At 56.1% G+C, this 22,997-nt stretch carries 25 protein-coding genes, 2 tRNA genes and 1 riboswitch; of the genes, 16 read left to right on the top strand and 11 right to left on the bottom strand.

The features are described 5' to 3' along the window. The first annotated feature begins 116 nt into the window (after positions 1-116). From DBQ51_RS16750 to DBQ51_RS01765, 4 genes are all read left to right on the top strand, one after another. Positions 117-347, top strand: a complete 231-nt coding sequence (locus tag DBQ51_RS16750; protein WP_199855173.1) for a FeoA family protein — start codon at positions 117-119, stop codon at positions 345-347. Next, positions 344-2,371, top strand: coding sequence for a ferrous iron transport protein B (feoB, locus tag DBQ51_RS01775; RefSeq protein WP_199855172.1), 2,028 nt, complete (start codon positions 344-346; stop codon positions 2,369-2,371). Before DBQ51_RS16750 ends, feoB begins: the two co-directional genes overlap by 4 nt. 95 nt (positions 2,372-2,466) lie before the next feature. Beyond that, a complete protein-coding gene (locus DBQ51_RS01770) occupies positions 2,467-3,273 on the top strand; it encodes a Cof-type HAD-IIB family hydrolase (RefSeq protein ID WP_054326273.1) in 807 nt (268 codons plus the stop codon). Between the two features lie 26 nt (positions 3,274-3,299). Further along, positions 3,300-3,404, top strand: a riboswitch (THF riboswitch). 69 nt (positions 3,405-3,473) lie between these two features. Further along, positions 3,474-4,073 carry a folate family ECF transporter S component gene (locus tag DBQ51_RS01765; protein WP_159068027.1) on the top strand — a complete coding sequence of 200 codons (600 nt, stop codon included), beginning with the start codon at positions 3,474-3,476 and terminating at the stop codon, positions 4,071-4,073. A gap of 43 nt (positions 4,074-4,116) precedes the next feature. Here DBQ51_RS01765 and DBQ51_RS01760 read toward each other — a convergent pair whose 3' ends face one another. The 4 genes from DBQ51_RS01760 to DBQ51_RS01745 are packed head-to-tail and all read right to left on the bottom strand — an operon-like array spanning position 4,117 to position 7,459. Next, entirely contained in the window at positions 4,117-5,490 is a 1,374-nt protein-coding gene (locus tag DBQ51_RS01760; RefSeq protein ID WP_242977802.1) for an MATE family efflux transporter, read from the bottom strand. 12 nt (positions 5,491-5,502) lie between these two features. Continuing rightward, entirely contained in the window at positions 5,503-5,988 is a 486-nt protein-coding gene (locus DBQ51_RS01755) for a DNA-deoxyinosine glycosylase (protein ID WP_054326275.1), read from the bottom strand. Next, complete coding sequence (locus tag DBQ51_RS01750; protein WP_107630592.1) at positions 5,985-7,034, bottom strand: A/G-specific adenine glycosylase; 1,050 nt, start codon at positions 7,032-7,034, stop codon at positions 5,985-5,987. The genes DBQ51_RS01755 and DBQ51_RS01750 overlap by 4 nt, the downstream gene beginning before the upstream one ends. Continuing rightward, the gene (locus DBQ51_RS01745) at positions 7,031-7,459 is read right to left on the bottom strand and encodes a PaaI family thioesterase (RefSeq protein WP_054326277.1); all 429 of its coding nucleotides are present in this window, start codon (positions 7,457-7,459) and stop codon (positions 7,031-7,033) included. Before DBQ51_RS01745 ends, DBQ51_RS01750 begins: the two co-directional genes overlap by 4 nt. A 342-nt stretch (positions 7,460-7,801) precedes the next feature. On the opposite strand from DBQ51_RS01745, the gene DBQ51_RS01740 reads away from it, so the two are divergent. From DBQ51_RS01740 to DBQ51_RS01730, 3 genes are all read left to right on the top strand, one after another. Beyond that, the gene (locus DBQ51_RS01740; protein ID WP_107630591.1) at positions 7,802-8,476 is read left to right on the top strand and encodes a helix-turn-helix domain-containing protein; all 675 of its coding nucleotides are present in this window, start codon (positions 7,802-7,804) and stop codon (positions 8,474-8,476) included. A gap of 85 nt (positions 8,477-8,561) precedes the next feature. Next, positions 8,562-8,637 (top strand) — tRNA-Thr (locus tag DBQ51_RS01735). A gap of 29 nt (positions 8,638-8,666) precedes the next feature. Continuing rightward, positions 8,667-8,751, top strand: a tRNA-Tyr gene (locus DBQ51_RS01730). 460 nt (positions 8,752-9,211) lie between these two features. Here the strand turns inward: DBQ51_RS01730 and DBQ51_RS01720 are convergent. From DBQ51_RS01720 to DBQ51_RS01710, 3 genes are read right to left on the bottom strand one after another with little or no spacing between them, the layout of a single operon-like run. After that, positions 9,212-9,421 (bottom strand): Fpg/Nei family DNA glycosylase, encoded by a 210-nt coding sequence (locus DBQ51_RS01720; protein ID WP_107630590.1) that lies wholly within the window; start codon positions 9,419-9,421, stop codon positions 9,212-9,214. Next, the gene (locus DBQ51_RS01715; protein ID WP_107630589.1) at positions 9,421-9,906 is read right to left on the bottom strand and encodes a DNA-formamidopyrimidine glycosylase family protein; all 486 of its coding nucleotides are present in this window, start codon (positions 9,904-9,906) and stop codon (positions 9,421-9,423) included. Before DBQ51_RS01715 ends, DBQ51_RS01720 begins: the two co-directional genes overlap by 1 nt. Then, positions 9,884-10,240, bottom strand: a complete 357-nt coding sequence (locus tag DBQ51_RS01710; RefSeq protein ID WP_107630588.1) for a hypothetical protein — start codon at positions 10,238-10,240, stop codon at positions 9,884-9,886. The genes DBQ51_RS01715 and DBQ51_RS01710 overlap by 23 nt, the downstream gene beginning before the upstream one ends. 618 nt (positions 10,241-10,858) lie before the next feature. Between DBQ51_RS01710 and DBQ51_RS01705 the strand changes: the two genes are divergently transcribed. Further along, complete coding sequence (locus DBQ51_RS01705) at positions 10,859-11,371, top strand: hypothetical protein (RefSeq protein WP_054328431.1); 513 nt, start codon at positions 10,859-10,861, stop codon at positions 11,369-11,371. A 247-nt stretch (positions 11,372-11,618) separates the two neighbouring features. Here the strand turns inward: DBQ51_RS01705 and DBQ51_RS17405 are convergent, their stop codons facing one another. Further along, the gene (locus DBQ51_RS17405; protein ID WP_107630587.1) at positions 11,619-12,659 is read right to left on the bottom strand and encodes an alpha-amylase family glycosyl hydrolase; all 1,041 of its coding nucleotides are present in this window, start codon (positions 12,657-12,659) and stop codon (positions 11,619-11,621) included. Positions 12,660-12,761: 102 nt separating this feature from the next. Between DBQ51_RS17405 and DBQ51_RS17400 the strand changes: the two genes are divergently transcribed. From DBQ51_RS17400 to DBQ51_RS16385, 7 genes are all read left to right on the top strand, one after another. Next, complete coding sequence (locus tag DBQ51_RS17400; RefSeq protein WP_307718884.1) at positions 12,762-13,022, top strand: UTRA domain-containing protein; 261 nt, start codon at positions 12,762-12,764, stop codon at positions 13,020-13,022. A 411-nt stretch (positions 13,023-13,433) separates the two neighbouring features. Beyond that, positions 13,434-13,709, top strand: a complete 276-nt coding sequence (locus DBQ51_RS01690) for a hypothetical protein (protein WP_107630586.1) — start codon at positions 13,434-13,436, stop codon at positions 13,707-13,709. 285 nt (positions 13,710-13,994) lie between these two features. Beyond that, a complete protein-coding gene (locus DBQ51_RS01685; protein WP_107630585.1) occupies positions 13,995-14,543 on the top strand; it encodes a biotin transporter BioY in 549 nt (182 codons plus the stop codon). A gap of 7 nt (positions 14,544-14,550) precedes the next feature. Then, positions 14,551-15,522, top strand: a complete 972-nt coding sequence (gene bioB / locus DBQ51_RS01680; RefSeq protein ID WP_054328434.1) for a biotin synthase BioB — start codon at positions 14,551-14,553, stop codon at positions 15,520-15,522. Next, positions 15,515-16,198, top strand: a complete 684-nt coding sequence (gene bioD / locus DBQ51_RS01675) for a dethiobiotin synthase (protein WP_054328427.1) — start codon at positions 15,515-15,517, stop codon at positions 16,196-16,198. Before bioB ends, bioD begins: the two co-directional genes overlap by 8 nt. 17 nt (positions 16,199-16,215) lie before the next feature. Continuing rightward, positions 16,216-17,418: an adenosylmethionine--8-amino-7-oxononanoate transaminase gene (gene bioA, locus DBQ51_RS01670; protein WP_107630584.1), complete on the top strand. Its 1,203-nt coding sequence runs from the start codon at positions 16,216-16,218 to the stop codon at positions 17,416-17,418. 40 nt (positions 17,419-17,458) lie between these two features. After that, positions 17,459-17,725, top strand: coding sequence for a hypothetical protein (locus tag DBQ51_RS16385; protein ID WP_159068026.1), 267 nt, complete (start codon positions 17,459-17,461; stop codon positions 17,723-17,725). A 460-nt stretch (positions 17,726-18,185) separates the two neighbouring features. On the opposite strand, the gene DBQ51_RS01660 is transcribed toward DBQ51_RS16385, so the two are convergent. The 3 genes from DBQ51_RS01660 to DBQ51_RS01650 form a co-directional block, all read right to left on the bottom strand. Next, a complete protein-coding gene (locus tag DBQ51_RS01660) occupies positions 18,186-19,580 on the bottom strand; it encodes a sodium-dependent transporter (protein WP_107630583.1) in 1,395 nt (464 codons plus the stop codon). 145 nt (positions 19,581-19,725) lie between these two features. Continuing rightward, positions 19,726-21,381: a tryptophanase gene (locus DBQ51_RS01655; RefSeq protein ID WP_242977801.1), complete on the bottom strand. Its 1,656-nt coding sequence runs from the start codon at positions 21,379-21,381 to the stop codon at positions 19,726-19,728. A 135-nt stretch (positions 21,382-21,516) separates the two neighbouring features. Next, positions 21,517-21,894, bottom strand: a complete 378-nt coding sequence (locus tag DBQ51_RS01650; RefSeq protein ID WP_054328573.1) for a RidA family protein — start codon at positions 21,892-21,894, stop codon at positions 21,517-21,519. Between the two features lie 692 nt (positions 21,895-22,586). On the opposite strand from DBQ51_RS01650, the gene DBQ51_RS01645 reads away from it, so the two are divergent. Continuing rightward, positions 22,587-22,982, top strand: coding sequence for a helix-turn-helix domain-containing protein (locus DBQ51_RS01645; protein ID WP_107630582.1), 396 nt, complete (start codon positions 22,587-22,589; stop codon positions 22,980-22,982). The last annotated feature ends 15 nt before the right edge of the window (positions 22,983-22,997 follow it).

Genomic DNA, 22,997 nt, shown 5'->3' with positions numbered 1-22,997 from the left:
AAGGGAAGGGCTTCCGCTGTAGGGCGGAAGCCCTTCTGCCGCATTGACAAGCGGAAACGGACATTTTATAATAATAAGGTATGCAGCCGAAGACTTGGCCGCAGCAGGGGGATAAAATGAAGACACTCAACCATTTAAAAACCGGCGAGAGCGGCGTGGTGGACTATATCACGGCGGATGGCGCGCTCAAGCGCCATTTTCTTGATATGGGCATTACGAAAGGCGTGGTCGTGACTATGGAGCGGATCGCGCCCTTTGGCGATCCGGTCGCCGTGCGCCTGAGGGGATACAGCCTGTCGCTTCGGCGCGAAGAAGCGAAAAAGATTGTGCTGGAGGCGGGCGGATGAACGGGGATAAAAAAACCATTGCGATTATTGGCAATCCGAACAGCGGCAAGACGACGCTGTTCAACCGACTGACCGGCTCCAACCAGCATGTCGGGAACTGGCCCGGCGTGACGGTCGACCGCAAGACCGGTCATATCTGCCACGACGGGGCGGGCATTGACATCGTGGACCTGCCGGGTATCTATTCGCTTTCGCCCTATACACAGGAGGAAATTATCGCGCGCGAGTTCGTGCTGTCGGACGAGCTGGACGGCATCCTTAATATCGTGGATGCGGCCAATATTGAGCGCAACCTGTATCTGACGCTGCAACTTGTTGCGCTGGGGCTGCCGATGGTGGTCGCCCTCGGCTTTATGGATGACGTGCGCGCGCAGGGCATCGAGATCGACTGCGAGGAGATGAGCGCGCGGCTGGGCGTGCCGGTCGTGCCGATATCGGCCAAAAAGGGCGAGAATATGCATGATCTTCTGGACGCGCTGGCGCACGGGATGCGCGCGCCGGCACAGCAGCCGGCCTATCTGCATGGCGTGGGGGCGGCGATCCGACGCGCGTCCGGCCTGCTGCGGCCGCTTCCACTGCGTGCGTGTAGCCTACCGTTTTACGCGGCCAAGCTGCTCGAGGGCGATAAGGCGATGTGGGAGCAGATGGACCGGCGCGGCATGCCGCAGAAGATACGGGAGGAACTGAACACGATCGCGGCAGGCATGCAGAGCCACGCCAACCAGACGGATAAGGAAATGGTGTTGGCGGACGCGTTGTACGACTATATTGAGGAGCTGGTGCGCGCCAGCTACCGAAGGCCGGCGGTGCATAAGGCGACCGTGACCGAGCGCATCGACCGGATCGTGCTGCACCGTGTCTGGGCGCTGCCGATTTTCGCGTTTTTCATGTTTCTGATGTTCTGGTGTACGTTTGGCCCGTTCGGGTCCTGGCTGGGCGACGGGATGGAATACCTGATTCAGGAGGTACTCTCGCCTGCCATACGCGGACTGCTGACAACAGCGCAGGCCGCGCCGTGGATGATCGGGCTGGTGTGCGACGGTGTGATCGGCGGCGTGGGCGGCGTGCTGAGCTTTTTGCCGCAGATCGTGATTCTATTTTTCTTCCTCTCTGTTCTGGAGGACACCGGCTACTTGGCGCGCGTGGCGTTTATCATGGATACGCTGCTGCGGCGCATCGGACTGTCCGGCAAGTCGTTCGTACCCATGCTGATGGGCTTTGGCTGCACCACGCCCGCGGTCATGGCGGCACGCACGATGGAAAATGACGACGACCGCCGCATGACCATCATGCTCACCCCGTTTATGTCGTGCGGTGCCAAGCTGCCGGTTTATGCGCTTGTCGCGGGCGCGTTGTTTGGGGAGAACCAGGGGCTGATCGTGATCAGTCTGTATGTGCTGGGTATCCTGGTGGGGATCGCCGCGGGCTTCATTCTCAAAAAAACGGTGTTCAAGGGCGTATCCTCGGGCTTTGTGCTGGAACTGCCGACCTACCGTATGCCGAGCTTCAAGGGTACAGTACTCAACATGTGGCAGAAGGCGAAGGATTTCATCACTCGCGCTGGCACGGTCATCTTTTTGATGAGCGTGGTCATCTGGCTGCTGCAGAACTTTACGCCGACGCTTGCGGTCGCGCAGGACGCGGGGGAAAGCATCCTCGGTGTGTTTGGAACGGCGATCGCGCCGGTGTTTGGCCCGCTGGGCTTTGGGAACTGGCAGGAATCGGTGGCGCTGCTGACCGGTCTGGTCGCCAAGGAGGCGGTAGTTTCCACAATGAGCGTGCTGTACGGCGCGGGCGGGGACAGTGCGGTGCTGTCCGGCCTGCTCGGTTCGGTGTTCACCCCGCTTACGGGCTATTCGTTCCTGGTATTTACGCTGCTGTACATGCCCTGCATGTCCGCGTTTGCCACGATCAAGCGCGAGATGGGCGGCTGGAGATGGGCGTTCGGCGCCGCCGCGTTCCAGACGGGGCTGGCGTATTTGGCCGCGTTGGCGGTGTACCAAATCGGCAGCCTGCTGCTATAAGGACGGAAAATAGGGGCTGCGCTGTTCAAAGCGCGGCCCCTGTGTTATACTGGAAAGGAAATCTGTCGGTATGGAGAAAGAGGAGGAGACCTGTCATGTCCATCAAGCTGATTGCCGCAGACCTGGACGGAACGTTGCTGACAAGCGAGCGGAAGCTTTCGCCCGACCTGTTCCCCCTGATTGGGGAGCTACGCGGGCGCGGCATCCGGTTTGCTCCAGCGTCGGGACGGCAGTATTACAACCTGCGCGAGCTGTTCGCGCCGATTGCGGACGAACTGCTGTATATCAGTGAAAACGGCGCGATGGTCTGCGACGGGGCGGAGCTCCTCTCGTTCGAGGCCATGCCGCCGGACGAGGTCGTCCGAGCGGTGGTGGCGGCCCGATCGATTCCCAAAACCCACGCGATCCTGGCCTGTCGGGAGGGAGGCTATTATGAGAATCGGACAGATACCGTGTTTCTGGAAAACATGTCGTATTACTATGCGCGCCGGCACTATACGGACGACCTGCTTGCGGTCGCGCGCAGCCAGCCTGTGTGCAAGGTAGCGCTGTTCTGCTCGCGCAGCGCGGAGCGGGTGCTGATGCCGGCGTTCCGGCCGTTTGCGCAGACCAGCCAAGTCGCGCTTTCCGGCGAGGATTGGATTGACCTGATGCGCCCGGGAATGAACAAGGGACTTGCGGTCCGGATAATCTGCGGCCGCTTGGGCATCGCGCCGGACGAGTGCATGGCGTTCGGAGACTACCTAAATGACCTGGAACTGCTGCAGGCGGTCGGAGAGTCCTACGCCATGGCGAACGGACACGAAGCCCTTCGGTCTGCGGCAAAGCATATCTGCCCCTCTAACGATGACGACGGGGTCTGCCGCACGATCCGGCGGACACTTGGTATTGACAAGACGTAAAAGCGTGATACAATAGAACAGGAAAAAGCAGAGTAGGTCACAATGCGTTAAGTGCCGCTGAGACGGGGAGTTGTTCAGCGGACGAAAGGGACGAAAATCCCCCTGCGGTATTGTGGCCGCATCCCGCTGCTGCAACTGTTTAGGCATCTCCTAAATCGCTGTGGCAACAGATGAATTTTTTACAGGAGGTGTCTTTTTCTATGCAAAAAAAACAGAATATTTTCGTCCAGTCTCTCCGAGAGCTGAAAAGTACGCGCTGCCTGGCGCTTACCGCGCTGTTGATCGCGGTCAACATCACACTGGATCTGCTCGGACTGACCATCAAGCTGCCGCCGAACCTGCGCATCGGTTTTGGCTTCCTGTGCAACGCGGCGATCGGCATGCTGTTCGGACCGGCGGTCGCTATGATGGCGGGCATAGGTACCGATGTGTTGGGTTATTTTGCCGGTAACCTGACGATGGGCGCATATTTCCCGGGCTTTACCGTTACCGCGATCATGGGCGGCTTATTCTGGGGGGTGTGGCTGTATCCCCGCCGGCTGACAGTCGGCCGCGCAATCGGAGCCAAGGTGTGCATCAACCTGTTCTGTAATATCGGCCTGAACTCCCTCTGGCTTTCCATGACAGGCGGCGAAGCGATGAATGTCCTGCTCGCGCTCCGTATCCCCAAAAACCTGCTGGTGCTGCCGCTGGAGGTCGTGTTGCTTTACTTCGGCATGAAAATGGTCCTGAAGATTTACATGGCGCTGCCGGGTACTGCAGGCGATGCGTGTGCGGTCAAAGCGGATACGACAAGATAAAAAGCACACCCCGAACCGGAAAGGGTTCGGGGTGTTTTTCTGTTTATAGGCTGCCGTTCTGCGCCGCCTGCCGAAGGCCGGGGGCAAAGGTCAGCCATTTGGTGCCGTGGAAACGCGTTGTAAAGCAGATTGCGCGGCAGATCCAGTCCGCGACCATGGCGATCCAGATGCCGATCGCGCCGAGGCCGAACTGCACGGCAAGGATGTAGCCGCCGCCCAGACGCAGCAACATCATGGAGGCGATCGCGCAGAACATGGGATAGCGCACATCGTTGGCCGCGCGCAGCGCATTGGTCAGGGTAAAGGAGATCGGCCAGAACAGGATAGCGGAGCCGTTATGGATGAGCACCAGGATGCGCGCGAGGGAAAGCGCTTCGGGAGAGAGGCTGTAGATCCGCAGGACGAGCGGGCTGAACAGCATGCACAGCAGGCAGGTGCTGCCCAAAATAAGATATGTGATCTTGACCAGCTTTTTCGCCATGCGGCGTGCCTGCTCCGCGTCCCCAGCGCCGATGCATTGGCCGACGACCGTGATCATGGCGAGATTGATCGCTTGGCCGGGGATGATTCCGATCGAATCCAGATTGTTTGCGACCGCGTTTGCGGCGATCTGCGTTGTTCCGAACAGTGCAATAATGCTGACAACCAGCACGCGCCCCAACTGGAACAGGCTGTTTTCCAGGCCGTTAGGGACGCCGATCTGCAGGATGCGGCGGATCAGCCGGTTATCCGGCCGGAATGCCGTGCCGCGCCGCAGGGACACGGTGTGCGCGGGATTGAACAGCAGGATGGTAATAACTACCGCTGCGACAATGCGCGCGAACATCGAGGCGAGCGCCGCGCCCGCGACGCCTGTGTGAAAGCCGTAGATCATTGTTGCGTTGCCAACTATATTGACAATATTAATCAGCCCCGCGATCATCATGGAAACATTGGAATTGCCCTGCGCGCGGAACAGCGCCGCGCCGGCATTATAGATCGCTAGGACCGGATAGGAGAATATGCTGATGGTCAGATAGGTCAGCGCGCTTTGCATAACGTCCGGTTCGATCGAGCCGAACAGCAGGCGGAGCAGCGGCTCGCGCAGGAGCATGACGATCGTGGCGATGCCGATCGAGATCAGCGTGACGACGAAATAAAGCTGCTTGGCCGCGTCGCATGCGCGTTCGCGCTCCTTGGAGCCGAGCAGCTGCGCCACCACGACCGCGCCGCCTGTTGCCAGGGCGGCAAAGATATTGATAATCAGCACGTTGAGCATATCGACCAGGGAAACGCCGGAAACAGCGGCCTCCCCAACCGAGGATACCATAATGGTGTCGGCCAGGCCGATGGTGATGGACAGGATTTGCTCCAATATCAGCGGCCAGATGAGTTTTTTCAGCGCTTTTGCTGAGAACAGATCCTTTTTCGTTTGCAATACGCCCTCTTTCTATAAAATGACGCGGTATGCTTCAATCAGGCGCTCCAACGACCACGCGGCGTTGGCCGGACTGGTGGAGGGGAGCTGTGTGATCGGCACATGGGTCTGCGGTTCGATAAGCTTGCGGTACAGCTCTGCAGATTTGCCGCCGGTGGCGAAAATACGCTCTATTTTGCTTTCCCGCAGCAGGCGGCCGATGTCGTTCGGCACGGCGTTTTTGATGCTGGTATCTGACGCGCCGGCGATATCGCATCGGGCGATAGTATCCCACAGCGCGATATGGTGGCGCAGGCACATGGCGCGTTTTTCTTCGATGGTCTGCGGAGGCTGCTCGCCTAATACGGCGGAAAGCACGCGCCAAAAGCGGTTTTGCGGATGGCCGTAAAAGAAACGGAGCTCGCGTGATTTGGGGCTGGGAATTGAGCCGAGCAACAGCACGCGGGATTCACTGTCATATAGCGGCGGGAAATTGTGGACAACGGTCTGGGTTTTCATAGTTCCTCCTCGATCACGTTGAGAAAGGCGCGAAATGCGCTGGGCAGCGCGTATGTGGCGCGCAGCGCTGGAGGGCTGACAAAGGTAAGCGGTTCCGGCTGGTTATCCAGCTCGATGTAATAGCCGTTCATATGCCACTCCACATGGGTGAAAATATGCCTGGCAGGACGGAGGGAAAGCATCCGGCGGAGCTGCCAGCCGAGTCCGGCAAGCGCGCTCCGCGTTTCCTCGGGCGAAAGATGCCCGTCGAGCGAGGGAAGCTCCCACAGGCCGGCAAGCAGGCCGGCGGAGGGGCGCTGCCGCAGGCCGACGAGCGTGCCGCAGCGCACGAGCAGTACGGTGCGGTTTTCGATGCGCCGCGCCTTTTTAGCGGCACGTAGCGGCAGGGAGGACGCATTTTTGTGGTGATAGCCCAAGCACAAGTGCTGCAGCGGACAGTCCCCGCAGCGCGGCGCGCCGTTGGGCAGGCATATGGTTGCGCCAAGCTCCATCAGCGCCTGATTGAGATCGCCCGGCCGATCCGCGGGCATCCATGCGGCAAAGCGTTCGCGCGTCTGCTTTTTATACCTGGCATCCGTGATCGGTGTGAAATCGTTATCCAGCCGCGCGGCAACGCGCAGCACGTTTCCATCCACCGCGGGAACGGGAATCCCATAGGCGATCGACGCGATCGCGCCGGCCGTGTATTCGCCGATGCCGGGAAGCGAAAGCAGCTTGTCATAATCCGCGGGAAGCTGGCCGCCGTATTCCTGGCAGAGTACGACAGCGGCGCGGTGCAGGTTGCGCACCCGACTGTAGTAGCCGAGCCCTTCCCACAGCTTCATGTAAACGGACTCCTCCGCTTCCGCCAGCGCGCGGATGTCCGGCAGCGCATCCATCCAGCCGTCGAAGTATCTACGCACAGCCTCAACGCGCGTCTGCTGAAGCATGATTTCGCTGATCCATACACGGTAAGGCGTGGGCAACGTGCGCCACGGCAGGTCGCGGTGTCCTTGGTCATACCAGCCGAGCAGCGGAGGAACAAGCGCGGGGGAAAGACCGTTCAACTTGTCTTGTCTCCCAGCGTTTCCCCAGTATAGAACATGGTGAAAACGGCGTCCGCGATATGGCGCCGCGCTTCGTCATGCACCTCTACCATATAGACGGCCGTCTTGCTGCCGCGCTTACGCTCATAGGCGACCGCGGTAAGCGTCGTACCCGCATGCCCAGGCCGGTAATAATGGATATTGCTGTCCAGCGTAACGGCGACGATACCGTGCGAAGCGGCGGCTGAGCCTGCGGCGATGTCGCAGAGCGTGAAAATCGTGCCGCCGTGCGCCATGCCGAGCGGATTGAGCAGCTCGTCGGTCAGGTCAAGCTCCACCGTCGCGCCGCCGTCCTCATCGAGGGTGATGACGCGCATATGCATCAGCTTGTTCAGGCCGTTTGCTTCCTGACGTAGTTTCAGGATTCTTTCGATTTCAGTTTTCATAAGCAAGGCTCCTTTGCATGGACATGGTGCGGCAATGCGCAGGCAGCCGCACCATGGAAGAATTGTTGAATTACTTTTATTATAATAGACCGCGAGGGATGCAGTCAAGCAAAGCGGCGGTGGATTCCATTACGAAAATAAAAAAGAATTGTTAAGGAAATGGAAAAACAACGGCATACAAGATGTAGTTATCACGGCACGATAGTGCAACAAAATAACGTGAAAATGATAAAAACAGGACGAAATGAAAGCTGAAAAGGACGAAAAAGGTTTTTTCGGTGCTTTACAAACGCTAATACAGCGAGTATAATAACAATAGTTTTATGATGGGGTAACAGAGATATGGCCAGTGATTTCTCTCGCACGCTCGCGCTTTTGCGGCGGGAAAAGAAAATAAGCCAGCGTACTGCTGCCGCCGACTTGGGGGTATCGCAGGCATTGCTCAGCCATTATGAAAATGGCCTGCGCGAACCGGGGCTGTCTTTTGTGGTACGCGCGGCGGATTACTATGGCGTATCCTGTGATTACCTGTTGGGGCGCTCGATGGCAAGAGACGGTTCGGCCGTGCCTGCTGGCAGGATGGATGGCAGGGAGGATGCTGAACAGGAAAAGAACCGTGTTGTGGAAGCGGCGGCGCTGCTGCTTGACTTGGCCGGCCAGACCGGAAGCGTGCAGCTCCCGCGCGAAGTGGAAGCGTACCTGTCGATTGCCGTTTATAAGGCATACCGATATATCTATATGGCCGATCCGGCGGGCGTAGAGGCTGTGTTCCGCGCGTCGCGGGAGCAGTTTGAGTACCTGTGCGATGCGCGCCTGAAGCAGCATGAGTTGCGCATCCGCACAGCAGCGCAGGGGGCGGCGGGCTTCGGCCTTTCGGCAGAGGAACTGCATCGTTTTCCGATGTCGCCCAACGAGATCAGCAAACGCTATCCGGAGCAGGCAGGGGCTTTCTTGACGATTTTGCAGCAGGTATCGGATTCAATTGAAGCGCTTGGAAAAAATGTGAGTATAAAATAAGAAAATTGAAAAAAACTGTTGACAGGTGGCGGTGGATTGTGATAATATAAATAACGTCGCTAAGACAGACAAAACCTGCGAAAACGCTGGTGTAGCTCAGTTGGTAGAGCAGCTGATTTGTAATCAGCAGGTCGGGGGTTCAAGTCCGTCCACCAGCTCCACCCTTTTAAGGCGGCATGCAATCGAATATGGGAGGTTTCCCGAGTGGCCAAAGGGAACAGACTGTAAATCTGTCGTCTATGACTTCGGTGGTTCGAATCCACCACCTCCCACCAGTTATGAAAAAGCACTCCAAGCGGAGTGCTTTTTGCATTAATATATCATTTTATTTAGTCTCCCGCTTAAATGCGTGAGCGGCAAAGCGTTGCCAGGTACGGAAGGCTGTAATCAGATAAGGCGGAGCGGGGACACAGGACAGCCCTCGGGCAATTCTGCTTTCCCAGAATTGCCCGAGGGTCATATGCAGGGAACGTGCCTACGATCCGGCCCACCAGCTCGGACAGTTCCCTAGAAGTCAGGGTGCGGTTGAACTCAATGACCGCGGGCCTCTCGGCGTTATCCCTAACAATTTGCTGAAAAAGAGAATCGATCGTATCCATCTTGCTGTTCCTCCATTGTGCTAATGTTGACAGGCTGGACACTTCGCCCGCCGAGTACGACGCGGCGCAGCGGCGTCCCGCAGATGGGGCAAGGCTAGCCCTAATGCCTGTAGACCTGCAAAAACGGTGTGTTGCGTTAGGCCTGCCCCTTGGTTTCATGTATTCCTCGGGCGTGGTCGCGTTTTTTTTCGATAAAGTAGGCGAGCCCTTCCTGGATGGCGGTCGACAGCCGCGCCCACTCCCCGCCGGTCAGGCTGCTTGCAGCGCGCACGGGTGCGATGCGCGCCGCGAATAGGATCTCGTCCGCATAGATATTGACGATGCCGGCGATGAATGCCTGGTTCATCAGGCATTCCCTGACGGTCTTTTCCGCCTTCCCAGGAGGGCGCGCAGGTAGTTTGCGAAAACGTCCGCGTCGAACGGCTCCTTGCCCAGCTTTGCGATGCCGCTGTAAGTATCGGCTTCCCCGTCTTGGAGCAGCCAGAAACGTCCGAACCGACGCGTATCCGAAAAGTGTGGCTCCCTGCCGCTGCTGAACGCTAGGATCAGGTGGGTGTGCTTCTCTTCCGGCATTTCGGCAGGGGGCAACAGGCAGCCGGTCAGCCGCAGGTGAAGAATTGCGCAGCCGCCGAGCGTCAGCCGGAAACGCAGGAATTTTTCCCAGCGCTCCAAACCGGATACCGTCTGTCCGGCCAGTTTCCGGCAGAATACCTCCGTGGCGGGGGGTGCGACCACCACCTGCCGTCGTATCTGGACGCGCTCGATCGTCAGCTCTTGTATCTGGGGCGCTATGACCCGCTTGATGGTTTTAACCTCCAACAGTTTCGGCATGGCGGCTCCCGTCCTTTCTGGCAGAGCGCTTGATCTGCTCGTGATAGAAATGGTTGACGACGACCGGCGGCGCGTCGAACGGCCACTGCATGCTGTCGTCGTTGGTCATATAGTCCAGCCCGAGCGAGGCGGCGTCGGCTTTGAGTTCTTGGTCCAGCATGCGCCAATAGCCGCGGTTTCCCTGTACATAAATTTCCTGATACAGCGGCAGCAGGTGAGGGTGTTTTTCACGGATATAATCCAATATTATCGTCTTGTAGTCGCCCCGCAGGTTGAGGTTTTCTAGCCAGATCAGGTTGCACTGCCCCTTGACCCGCCGGATGATGGCCGGCATATCGGTGATGCCCGGGAAAATAGGCGAGATAAAGCAGGTGGTGCGCCTCCAGCGCTATGAAAGGCTTGCATCGCGGCCAGCCGCTGTTCGATGGAGACCGCACCGTCCATGTCCTGCTGAAAGCACTCGTCCAGGGTGTTGATGAACCAGCGGGTGCAGAATGATATCGACCGGTTCCATCTGGTGCAGGACGTGCTGATGCGCCTGCCGCAGTTGGGTAATCGGGGGGACGCACCTTTGGAAGGAGATGGAGAAGCGCCTGATCGAGCACAAGCGATATATTACCCAGTACGGCGTCGATATGCCCAAAGTGAGAGGGTGGGTGTGGAGCGGCACAGAAAAATAACAGTGCCTTTGCGCCATAAAGCCCGTGAAACTGTTAACGGTTTCGCGGGCTTTTGATATAGGGAGAAGGGCGCAGACGATACCCGTCCAGCCTGCAGCCAATACGGCGCTGCCTTGCCGCATCAAACAATATTCCCCGCCAGCACGATCGGACAGGAAATGCGCAGGGAGGGTGATACAATGATAATCCGCGGTTCAGGGCGGGGAAGCCATGCTGACAGGGCAGCTCCCGCATAGGCGGCAAATAATGTGAGAAATGGGGAGGCGCCATACATGAAAGCAACGATATTTGCGCAGAGGGAACAGGTGGAGAACGCGGAAACGGGGAGAAGAGAACTGCCGGCTGCGCGGGAGGTACAACTCATAACAGGGGAAACGGTCGTCCTGTATGCGCTCGACACCGGTGAGATGCCGCTTGCCGACACCAATCAGATTACCTCGGTCCGCGCAGGGCTGGTGCTGAACAGTACGGCGGTCCGCTTGGGCGAGCACGGCACGGTGCGCGAACTGGCGGAGAGCGAGCTGTACCACTGGACGGATGCGAACGAATTTGACCGGTTTCAATACACACGGCCAGTGAGGATCAATAACCGGCGATACGCCGTTCATCTTCGGTTTGAAAATACAAAGGTAGGGATGGAGCAGGTGGTTGTTTATACGGATACCGGAGCGGGGACAGCCCGTGTAGACCGGTTGTGGCGCGCCATTCCGGATATTCGTATCGATCAGGGATCGAGCATGCTGGAAATGACCGCCGCCTATCTGCTTTCGGAGGAAACTATGTAAAAAGGCTGCGGCGGACCACTTTTTTCGTGTCTGCCGCAGCCTTTTTATAGGAAAATATTTGCTGACAGGGAAAGAAACCGCAGGCCTTTTCGCACGGAAATCCCTGTTCGGCGTCGTCCAGCGTGGATTATTCCACGCGGTAGAACACCAGGGACTCGTATGGCTGCAGGTGCAGATGCTTCTGTACCGCAGCGTCTTCATAGTTGAAAGGCAGGCAGCGGAAGCCGGTCAGGTCGACCGGACAGTCTTACTCGGTTTCCCTGCGGTAAAAGTTGTTGACCACGACCAGCGTTTCGCCGGCAGTACGGCGGGTGTAGGCGAGTATAGACGGATGCCCGCTGTCAAGCGGTGCAAAGTCGCCGTTGGCGGCCACATCATACTGCTTACGGAGCGCGATCAGCTTCTGGTAGTGGGCGACGAACACAGAATCGGGATCGTCTATCTGGCTGGCAGCATTGATCGCCGTATGGTTGGGATTCATTTCGATCCACGGCACGGCGGCGGAGAAGTCGCCAGTTTTGCTGCCATCCCATTGCATAGGCGTGCGGCTGTTATTGCGCGATTGTACGCGGAGGATATCATAGGCGCTGTCCTCATGCAGTCCACAGCCGCGCAGGATGTGGAAATGGTTGATGCTTTCCACGTCGCGGTATTGGTCGAGCGAGGAAAAGCCCAGGGTGGTCATGCCGGTCTCCTCGCCCTGATAGATATAGGGCGTGCCGTGCAGACAGTGGATAACCGTACCCAGCATCTTGGCCGACAGTTTCCAATATTCGCCCTTGTCGCCAAAGCGGGATACCACGCGCGGCTGGTCGTGGTTGCACCAGAAAACCGCGTTCCAGGCGTTGTGCTCGCTCATGCCAGTCTGCCACGAAAACAGGATATCCTTGAGCTTTTGAAAATCAAATGGCACAAGCCACCATTGCTTACATAATCCACCTTCTTGAGGTGATGGAACGAGAATACTATGCTCAACTCGCCGGTATCCGCCCCCGCATATTGGTAGCAGTTCTGCATCAAAGCGGAAGCCCTTGTTGAGGTCAGCCTGCGTGAGGTCGAACAGGTGCAGGTACCATTTGCCCTTTTCCGGAAGATACTTCCAAGCGTTGCCACCGAATTTGCTTTCCCAGTTGTTTGGCGGCGTGCCGTCGGGACCGCCTTCGCGCCAGATATAATAATCCTCGTAATTAGGATCGCCGGAAAGCGCTTTCCGAAACCATTTATGTGGTTGAACCCCATAAGGAGAAGATCGAATCCGGCCAGTATCCGCCGCAGGAACTGCTGCCATCCGAGCATACGCTGATCGCTGGGCTGCCCGCGCAACACGCTGCGCCGTGCGGTCGGCGAGTTGGCGCGGGCCGGTTATGTGCGGACTATGCGGGGAAAAGGTGTGCGCAATATTTTTGAACCCGCGCGGCAGGCCACATTTACCCTTGGTACGATCGAAACCTTTGCCGAATCGGCCGCGCGCAATCACTGGAAAGGAACGAGCGGGGTGCTGCGCTTTTCAGAGGTGGCGACCAATCCGGCGCTGGCGGAAAAGACCGGCTTTTCGGAGGGGACAAGGCTGTATTCTATCCAGCGTCTGCACTATCTGAACGGACGGCCGTTGATCCTGAACCGCAGCTCCTTCCGGCAGGATGTGGCATGAAACTTGACACGGGAGGTTGCTTCCGGCTCGATTTACCGTTATCTGGAACAGGAGCTGCATGTTTCGATCGTCAACAGCAAACGGGTGGTAACGGTGGAAAAGGCGACGCCACTTGACTAGGAGTATCTGAATTTGGGGGACTGCAACGGTCTTGCGGTTGTCATCAGCCAAACCTATAACGGCGATGGCGTCATGTTTGAATATACCCGGTCCCGCCATCACCCGCAGTATTTCCGCTTTCAGGACAACGCTGTGCGTAAGACGGGGAGTGCGTCCTGACGAAAGACGCGCGGAGCGGGTTGGGAAAAACGCTTCAACGAACGGTGCCTGACCGGCGTCTAACTATATGAAAGGAGGACACAGGATATGAGGCTGCTGAAAAAGAAATCAAATGTCGACGAAGAATAATTCATGGAGTTGATTGATGCGCGGAAAGACTCGTTTTACTGCGTGGCCTATAGCTATACCAGAAACCGAGAGGATGCGCTCGACGTCGTCTCGGAGAGTGTGTGTAAGGCATATACGCATCTGCACCGGCTGGAGGATGTTGATGCGTTCTATCCGCAGTGTCCAACACGGCGCTGTCTTTGCGGCGGAAACGGAAAAAATCATGTATTGCTCGAGTATATATCCGAAACCGCCGCGGAGCCGGAACCTGTAGCGGATATCATTGCTCTGCTCAACTAGTCGACCGATATCCAGCCAGTACAGGCGTTTTTGGAGGAGCATTTTACCGCCGCTGATGAAGAGGTGCGGGAGCGCTTCTGACCGGCCTGACCGGATGGCTGGCTACCGAATTAGAAAACGTTGCCTAAACAATAATTATTGTAAACCTAAAAATAAAATAGGTTGACGGTGGAGTGTGGGTATGTTATACTGATTCTCGATTAAAAGGCAGGAAATGCATCCACGGGAAAAAGGCGCTTGCGGAAAATATGCGATAGATCGGAAGCGTACCATAGGAGAGAAAGAATGAGAACGGCAAAAACGAAAAACTTGATTCTTTGCGGTTTGTTTACCTCGCTGATCGTTGTAGGGGCGTTTATTCGGATTCCCATTCCAGTGGTGCCGTTTACGCTGCAGCTTTTATTTACCATGCTGGCAGGGCTGCTGCTGGGAGGAAAATGGGGCGCTGCTTCGGTCTGCATCTACATTGTGCTTGGGCTTATGGGGCTGCCGGTATTTGCGGAAGGTGGCGGCTTGGCCTATGTGCTGAAACCGAGCTTTGGCTATATTATCGGGTTTGCCATTGCATCCTATGTCACGGGACGCATCGCAAACAAAGCCGCCAATCCGGGATATAAGCGGTTGCTTGTCGCTAACTTTATCGGGCTTGGAATCGTGTACTTATTCGGAATGGTATATTATTATCTGATAAGCAATTTCTATTTGGGCACTCCAATCGGTTTGTGGCCCTTGTTCCTGTACTGTTTTATTCTGGTCGTGCCTGGTGATATTGTGCTGTGCATTCTCGGCGCCATCCTGGGAAAACGGCTGATCCCTATCATGAATCGGATGTGATGTGATGATGAAAGCTTTACAGCAGTTGACGGAAAAAGTTCTAAGCGGCGAACCGATCACAAAGGTGGAAGCGATGTGCCTTTACCAGCAGCCACTGGACGAACTGTGTAAAAGCGCGGATGCTATCCGGCGACATTTTTGCGGCAACCGGTTTGATATCTGCACGATTATCAACGGGAAGAGCGGGCGCTGCTCGGAAAATTGCAGGTTTTGCGCGCAGTCCGCGCATAACCATACCGGCGCCGCACAGTACCCTTTGCTGCCGGAAGAGGAGATCATTGCGCAGGCAAAGCGCAATCAGGAACGGGGAGTACTCCGTTATTCCATCGTCACATCGGGCAAACGGCTGTCTGATGGGGAGGTGGAGCAGATGTGCTGGGTTGTGCAAGAAATAAAAAGGACGGTTGGCATTTCGGTCTGCGTATCCTTTGGCCTGCTGGACAAGAGGCAATTCCGCAAGCTGAAGGAGGCGGGCGTAACGAGAGTACACAACAATCTGGAAACCTCCCGCAGGAATTTTCCGCATATTTGCACGACGCATACCTTTGACGACAAGGTGCAGGCGATCCACGCGGCGCAGGCGGCAGGGCTTTCGGTATGCAGCGGGGGGATCATGGGGCTTGGCGAAAGAGCTGAAGACCGGATCGACATGGCGATAGAGCTGCGCAGGCTGCAGATCAAAAGCGTTCCGGTCAATATGCTCAACCCCATTCCCGGTACACCGATGGAAAATAACCCTCGATTGACCGTGGAGGATATGCGGCGGATCGTTGCAGTATACCGTTTTATTCTGCCGGACGCTTCGATCCGGCTGGCAGGCGGCAGGGGGCAGCTGCCGGATAAGGGCAGGAGCTGCTTTACCTCCGGCGCTAACGCGGCGATTTCCGGCGATATGCTGACAACTGCCGGCATTACCACGCAAACCGATATGGAGCTGCTGAAAGGTCTGGGATACGAGGTGGGCCTTTGCAATGAGTAAAAAAATATTTATTACAGGCACGGGAACCGATGTTGGTAAGACCTATGTAACGGGTCTGATCATCAAAAAGCTTTGGGGAAATAAAAGGAACGCCGCCTATTACAAGGCGGCGATGAGCGGGAATGACCGCAGGGCGGACGGCAGTCTGCTTGCGGGCGACGCCCTGCATGTAAAGGCGGTTTCCGGTATTGCGCAGCCGATAAGCGAGATGTGTCCCTATCTCTATGAAACAGCGGTTTCTCCGCATCTGGCGGCCCGCATGGAGGGCAATCCAGTGGAGCTGAAGCGGGTGCTCCATGATTTTGATAAAGTGTGCGGCCGTCATGAATATGTTACGGCGGAGGGTTCAGGCGGCATTGTCTGCCCGCTCCGCTTCGACGGACAGGAACTGCTGTTGGAAGATTTCATCAAGGCGAGGAAGCTGAGCAGCCTGATAGTGACGGATGCGGGGCTGGGTACGATCAATGCCGTGGTGCTGACCACGGAATATATGAAGGCGCATCAGCTTCCGGTCAAAGGGATCATTTTTAACCACTTCGATCCGGAGAGTATGATGCATCAGGATAATCGATCGATGTGTGAATACATGACAGGGTTAAAGGTGCTGGCCTGCGTAAAAAACGGGGACACGGATTTGGATATCCCACTGGAAACGCTGGAATCCTTATATGAATAAAACAGGAAGGGAATAAAATGATCTGGTATCCATATCAACAGATGAAAACCATGAAGCCGCCTTACCAGATTGTAGATGCGGAAGGGGTTTACCTTTATACAGAAAACCGGAAGCTGATCGACTCCGTATCTTCCTGGTGGAGCGTTATCCATGGGTATAAGCATCCGGAGCTTAACCAGGCGATCACGGAGCAGTTGGGGAAATTTGCTCACGTCATGCTGGGAGGGCTGACCCATGAACCGGCGCAGAAGCTGTCTGACAAGATGCAGGAATGGCTCCCAGGCGATCTGGACTGCTGCTTCTTTTCGGATTCCGGCAGTGTCGCTGTGGAGGTCGCGCTGAAGATCGCCCTGCAGTATTACGTCAATCGGGACGAAACGCAGCGGACCATGGTGCTGGCACTGGAACACGCCTATCACGGGGACACGTTCAAGGCCATGGAGGTAGGCGACGACGAGGATTATCATTTTGTTTTGAAGGCCTATGGGAAAAGAGAAAAGGTCATCCATATCCCGACGGAAATCAAAGCGCTGGAAAAAGCCTTTGCGGCGTACCATGAGCGCCTGAACTGCTTTATTGTCGAACCACTGCTGCAGGGGGCGGGCGGCATGCGGATGTATGATATATCTTTCCTGAAGCGCGCCAGGGAGCTTTGCGACCGCTATGGCGTACTCCTGATTTTTGATGAGGTCGCTACGGGCTTCGGCCGTACCGGAAACCGTTTTGTTGCGGATCTGGTCCTGCCGGATATCCTTGTGCTTGGAAAAGCGTTGACCGGCGGATATATCGGTCATGCCGTCACGGTTACAAGCCACAGGGTATACGAAGGCTTTTATGACGACGATCCCGCCCATGCCTTGATGCACGGGCCGACCTTTATGGGGAATGCTTTGGCCTGCAGTGTAGCGCTGAAATCCATTGAGCTGTTTGAAAAACAGGATTATATGTCCAAAATACATAGGATAGAGGCGATCACACGCAGGGAAATGAGAGGCTTTTCCGATCCGCGGATCAAGGAGATCCGCATTATGGGTGCCTGCGTGTGTGTTGAGGTATACGATCCCCAGACGATTGCGGGATACCAACAGTTTGCCTTTGAGCGGGGCGTGTTCAGCCGGCCTTTCCTGAATTATATGTATGCGATGGTACCTTATGTGATTACGGAGGAAGCGCTTGTCAGGGTTTTGGATACCATGAAAGCATGGTTTGCCGAGGGATGAAACAAAACGGGAGGAACGGCGATCGGCGTTCTCAATGCCTATGAGCGGACGTGCAACTGCAATAGAGCGACCCGAACAGGAGACTGTTAATGAAACGGGTAAAAAGGGCATGATTGGCAGATCGGGGCCGCTGTTGTTTATGATCCCTCCGAAAGCTGCTTTTGGAAAGAATGTATTCCAGCACAAAAACAAATTCGCCCATATCTGCCTGCGCGACAGGCTTTTGCCGTTTCCCATGAGAAAAATCTTGCCGGAGACGGTTTTTTTTGCTTTCTGGCATATTGCAGCAGCTTGCGGCACAGTTTAGCAGGCAGCAGGGTGGTGCGTATCTTCCCCTTGAGGGGGATTCCCGCGCGGCTTCGACAGTGATATACCATGCTTCGGAAACGCGGATGCCGGTGGCGCAGATGGCTTCCAAGAGCAGGGAGAGACGTTCTCGGCCCTGGGCGCGGGCGGCGTCCAGCAGGTATTTTTGAACGTGCCGGTACCGCGCTCCTCCGCGCGTAAATAGCGGATGTAGCCCGTGATCAGCTTTTCTGCTAATTGGTATTGTTTCATTCTGATTTTCCCCCCCCCCGTCTGCAAAAGTAGTGCTTTTATTGTTCTTTGCAGACATGTACTTATCCGAAAAAGCCGGGGCAGATACGATACCTTTTCATATCGGACATGCCATGCTCCGGTGGATAATACAGCAGAGGCTCACAGCATGATTTGCTGTGAGCCTCCGCTGTTTGAAAGGGAAAATCGGGGGGATAACCGACGAGGGATCAGCCGATGCCGCCCCATGCAATGCCCAAAACAAAGCAGAGGACACATAATGGGACGAACACATATTTACCAAACGGGATAAACCACTTCATGACCGGTTTTTCCGAGCCAAGCTGTGCTGCAGCGATCGCCGTATCTTTCTTCATGATCCAGAAGAACATGATGCCAGCGGTCACTGCACCAAGCGGGAGGATGTAGATCGAAACCATATCCATCCACTGAGAAGTCCAGGGCTGGATCATCAACGCGATAGCCAGGGAAACCGCATGTACAATCACCGTCGGGACCCAGCGTTTCAGTTTGAACTGATCCTGCAGGAAGTTGATCGGCACCTCGAGCAGGTTGATGACCGACGAAACGCCTGCGAACAGGATCGCCACATAAAAGAAGATAACGATCAGTCTTGCGACGCCGCCCATGCTGTTAAATACAGGCAGCACGGAGACGAACATCAGACCGGGGCCGCCGTCGCCGAGATCGCCGCCAGCGGAAGCCATAGCGGGGATAATGACGAACATTGCCAGCAGCGCCGCGGAGGTGTCCATGATCGCGCAGATGATAGCGGACTGGCGGATCTTGACATTATCGCCCAGATAAGAGCCGTATACGACCGAGCCGGAGCCTGCAACGGACAGCGAGAAGAAGCACTGCCCAAATGCGTAAACCCATACTTCCGGACTCTTGAGCCCTTCCGGATTCAGCGTAAAGATATACTTGTAGCCTTCCGAGGTACCCGGAGTGAAGATCATCAGGACTGCCAGTGCGATAAACAGCACATACAGTGCCGGAATCATGATCTTACAGGATTTTTCGATGCCGCCCGCAACGCCCATGACCATGATCAGCAGGGAAACGATTACGCCGACGATGATCCACAGGTTATTTGCGCCGCCGGTAGCGAAGGTCATCTTGATCGCTTCGCCAAGGCTATCTGCTTCCGGAGCAACTGCGCCGAACGCGCCGCCGATAGCGCTCATATCCTGCCCCATCGCGGTGAGCTCGCCAGTGATCGCCATTTTGGTCCAGTAGAACACCCAGCCCATAATAACCGCGTAGCCGGTAGCCAGGCAGAAAGCGCCGATAATCGGAACTGCGCCCAGCCATTCGCCGACCGATTTTGATTTGCCGCCGTTTTCCATAGCCTTACCGAACGCGCCGGACGGGCCGCTTTTCGCCCAGCGGCCAAACGAAAATTCTTCCATCATACCGGACTGGCAGATGATAAATGCAAATATGAAATAAGGGATCAGGAACGTTAATCCCCCGTACTTGGACACCAGCATCGGGAAGCGCCATACGTTTGCCATACCGACGCAGGAACCAACAGCGGCCATGATAAAGCCCCACTGGGACCGAAAGCCATCCTGATTTTGAAGCTTGCCGTTATTCTCCATTCTTTACACCCCTTCATGACATGAGCCAAACATGAACCGGTAAGGCCGCGGAAACTATTCAGTTATCCGCGGCCCGATTCATCACACTTGCCCTGCGCGCTTTCCACGCGGCGCAGGTTACGCCCAGATTTTCATACGGATGAGCTTACTTCTCTTCGTTGGGGTAGGGCTCGAGGAAGGCATGGAAGTGACGCATCGGCAGCTTGTGGCCCCAAACGATGCGCATGTTCGGGATGGACTCGCGATCCTCATACAGCGCCTTGACCGCCGCGATGACGTAATCCAGATGCTCTTGGGTCAGACGGCTGCGGTCGATCGCGAAGCGGACCACGTTCGCCAGCTCAGCCTGCTGCTCAGGGGTCTTGAGGTCGTATTCCATGGAGTAGTCGCCCAGTTCGGAAACACGGATGCCGTAGCGGCGGATCAACTCCAGCGAGAAGCCCTCGCCCGCGAAGGTATCGTGGCCGCGCTTGCCGTCGAAGAACTCATCCATGTTGATGTACACCGCGTGGCCGCCGGCCGGCAGCACGACGCCCTTGACGCCCGCCTTGTAAAAGCCCTCGGCCAAGTAGTTGCACTGTGCAACGCGCTCGTTCAGGTAGTTGAAGTCGCAGCTCTCGTACAGGCCGACCGCCAGCGCCATGATATCACGGCTCGACATGCCGCCGTACGAATCGGAGCCGTAGCAGGAGATCTGCTTGACCTTCAGCGTAACGCCGACATCGGTGATGATGTTGCCGTTCTCGTCAAAGTCGGAGAAGTTCTTCCAGAACAGGCCCTTGTCGCGGAACGCCAGCATGCCGCCCATGTTGGCGTGGCCGTCCTTCTTGGCAGACATGGTGAACGCGTCGCAGTACTGGAACATCTCGGTCGCGATCTCCGCGATGGACTTGTCGGCGTAGCCCTCTTCGTTCATCTTGATGAAGTAGCAGTTCTGGGCCCAGCGCGCTACGTCGAATACCAGCGGGATATTGTACTTATGCGCAACGCGGTTGATCTCCTTGATGTTCGCCATGGAAACCGCCTGGCCGCATACCGGATTGTTCGTGATGCAGCAGAATACCAGCGGCACGTTTTCCGGACCGACGCCTTGGATGAGCTGCTCGAGCTTCTCGATGTCCATATTGCCCTTGAAGGGGTTCTTCTCGTAGCGGCCGCCTTCGGGTACTTCGTACAGCAGCTCCTTGTTGTACAGGTTGCGCGGGATCGAGCCCATCTGCTTGATGTTGCCCTCGGTCGTGTCAAAGTGGCCGTTGGACGGGATGGTGAACTTCTTGCCCGGGTATCGGCGGGCCAGAATATTGCGGACAATCTCCATCAGCACGGACTCCGCCGCGCGGCCCTGCTGGATGATAAAGGCGTTCGGACGCTCCATTTGCTTGGCGCCGCCGTTGAACAGCCCGCCCTCGTACTCGCACAGGTATACCTCGTTCATCATCTTCTCTACGTCGCGGCAGTCCGTGCGCACCAGGTCGATGATCTTCTTCCAGTTCTTCTCGCCCCCGCGCTCAAAAATGTCGCGGAAGGTATCCAGCAGTACATAATACCCCGTGTTGCGGCCGTACGCCTCGTCGCCCAGAAACAGCGACGCCCACTGGTGGTTGGTCATCGCGGTGGTACCCGAGTCGGACAGCATATCGACCGTCAGCATAGCGGCCGGAAACGCGAACTCGTTCCAGTGCGTCGCGTTCAGCGCGCGCTCGCGCTGCTCGATCGTGACTTCGGGGATGTCACGAACAGCGAACGTATAGTGATGCGGTGCAGGTACATCCAGCGGATAGTGAGCCATTTTTTTGTCCATATTTATTACCTCCAATTGATCACGGCGCGGTATGCGCCTTTTGTTAGAGGATACCCCGGTCATCGTATGCCGGCCTGCGTCTCCGGCGTCGCGACTGGCGGACAGTACCTTACAAGGGGAACAGGGGGAAAACGCTTACAGGGCCGCGATGACTTCGATCTCTACCAGGGCGTCCTTCGGCAGGCGCGCCACCTCGACCGCCGAACGGGCTGGGTAACCGCCTTCACCAAAGAAGGTGGCGTATACCTCGTTCATGGCACCGAAGTTGTTCATGTCGCTCAGGAACACCGTGGTCTTAATCACGCGGTCCATCCCGACCCCCGCTTCCGCAAGTATCGCCTTGACGTTCGTCAGAGACTGTCTCGTCTGCTCTGCGATCCCTTCCGGAAAGCTTCCTGTCGACGGGTCGATCGGCAGCTGGCCCGATGTGATCACCAGCCCATCCACCGCTACCGCCTGTGCATACGGCCCGATCGCCGCCGGCGCCCGTTCCGTATTTATCTCCTTTTTCATCTTTCACCCTCCTCCTTCGTTTTTTCTGAGATTATTTTATTATGAGGAGAATTATTTGTCAAGGTGTTTTATGCAATTTGTATAAATATATAAAATTTTTTTGTTTATTTAGTGATATATTGCACGTAATTGGTGATCTGCGATAAAAAAAATTTGTTTGTTTGCGCAAAACTGTAAAAGGTTGGGCAGCCAAGTGGTGCTTGCAGGAAAGGGAAGGCGTTTACTGTTTCACAGCGCGATGAAAAAAGAGGGAAAAACGGTCGTTAAGATACCGTATAGAAATGCGGCTAACCTGCCAATTTCCTTAAGGTCGCTTGACTTGCTGTTTTATTGATGCTATTTTTGTACCGCTGGGATAAGCGGTGGAGTCTGTCATAGAACCCCTTTGCGGTTTCTATTTATTCGCAGCAGTTTAGATGATTGGGGAGGGTGCGCCGCCTTTCCTGATAGAATGAGCAGGCCCTCCCACCTTGAGGTCCTGCTCATTTTTTGCAACTGGATAGAGCGGTGCAAATGCGGCCGCATACTTCAAACCAGTGTTGTGTCAGGAAGCGGATATCCGCAGTCTGTTCGGAATATTAGAGAAGCGGCTGCCGGTGTTAAGACGGCGTTTGTGGAATCAGCCCCTCTTTTGTGCGGCTGCGTGCAACTATCTGTATTAAGAAGAAAAGCTAAGTCGAAAGGGTGGTCGTATGGAAAAGGGAAGAAAAACCACGTTGGAAGAGCGGATAGAAATTGTAAGCTACTGCATCGCGCATGGAAAAGACTATGCACTGACAATAAAAGAATACCATGTTTCCTATTATCAGATTTATGGATGGCTGCGGAAGTTTGAGGCCGAGGGTCCAAAAGGCTTGCTTGACCGACGCGGCAGGCGGAAGGATATGCTGCCGGTAAGCGAAATCGCGCAGCTCTCCGAGCGTCGCCTGAACACAGGAACGGGAAAAACACGGGGCAGCGCGGAGGCGTCTGCCGCCGATGGAACGGCAGCAGGCGGCGAGGAACTCTCCCAGGAAAAGCGCGGCGAGATAATCGATATCCGGCTGCGCATCCAGTCCGAGCTTTTGGAAAAGCTCTCGGAGGTATAAAATAAAAAACAGAAA

Source organism: Agathobaculum massiliense, from assembly GCF_900291975.1.
Classification (GTDB): domain Bacteria; phylum Bacillota; class Clostridia; order Oscillospirales; family Butyricicoccaceae; genus Agathobaculum; species Agathobaculum ammoniilyticum.
Note: the sequence above shows the minus strand (reverse complement) of the source record. Positions and strands in the feature narration are given on the sequence as shown.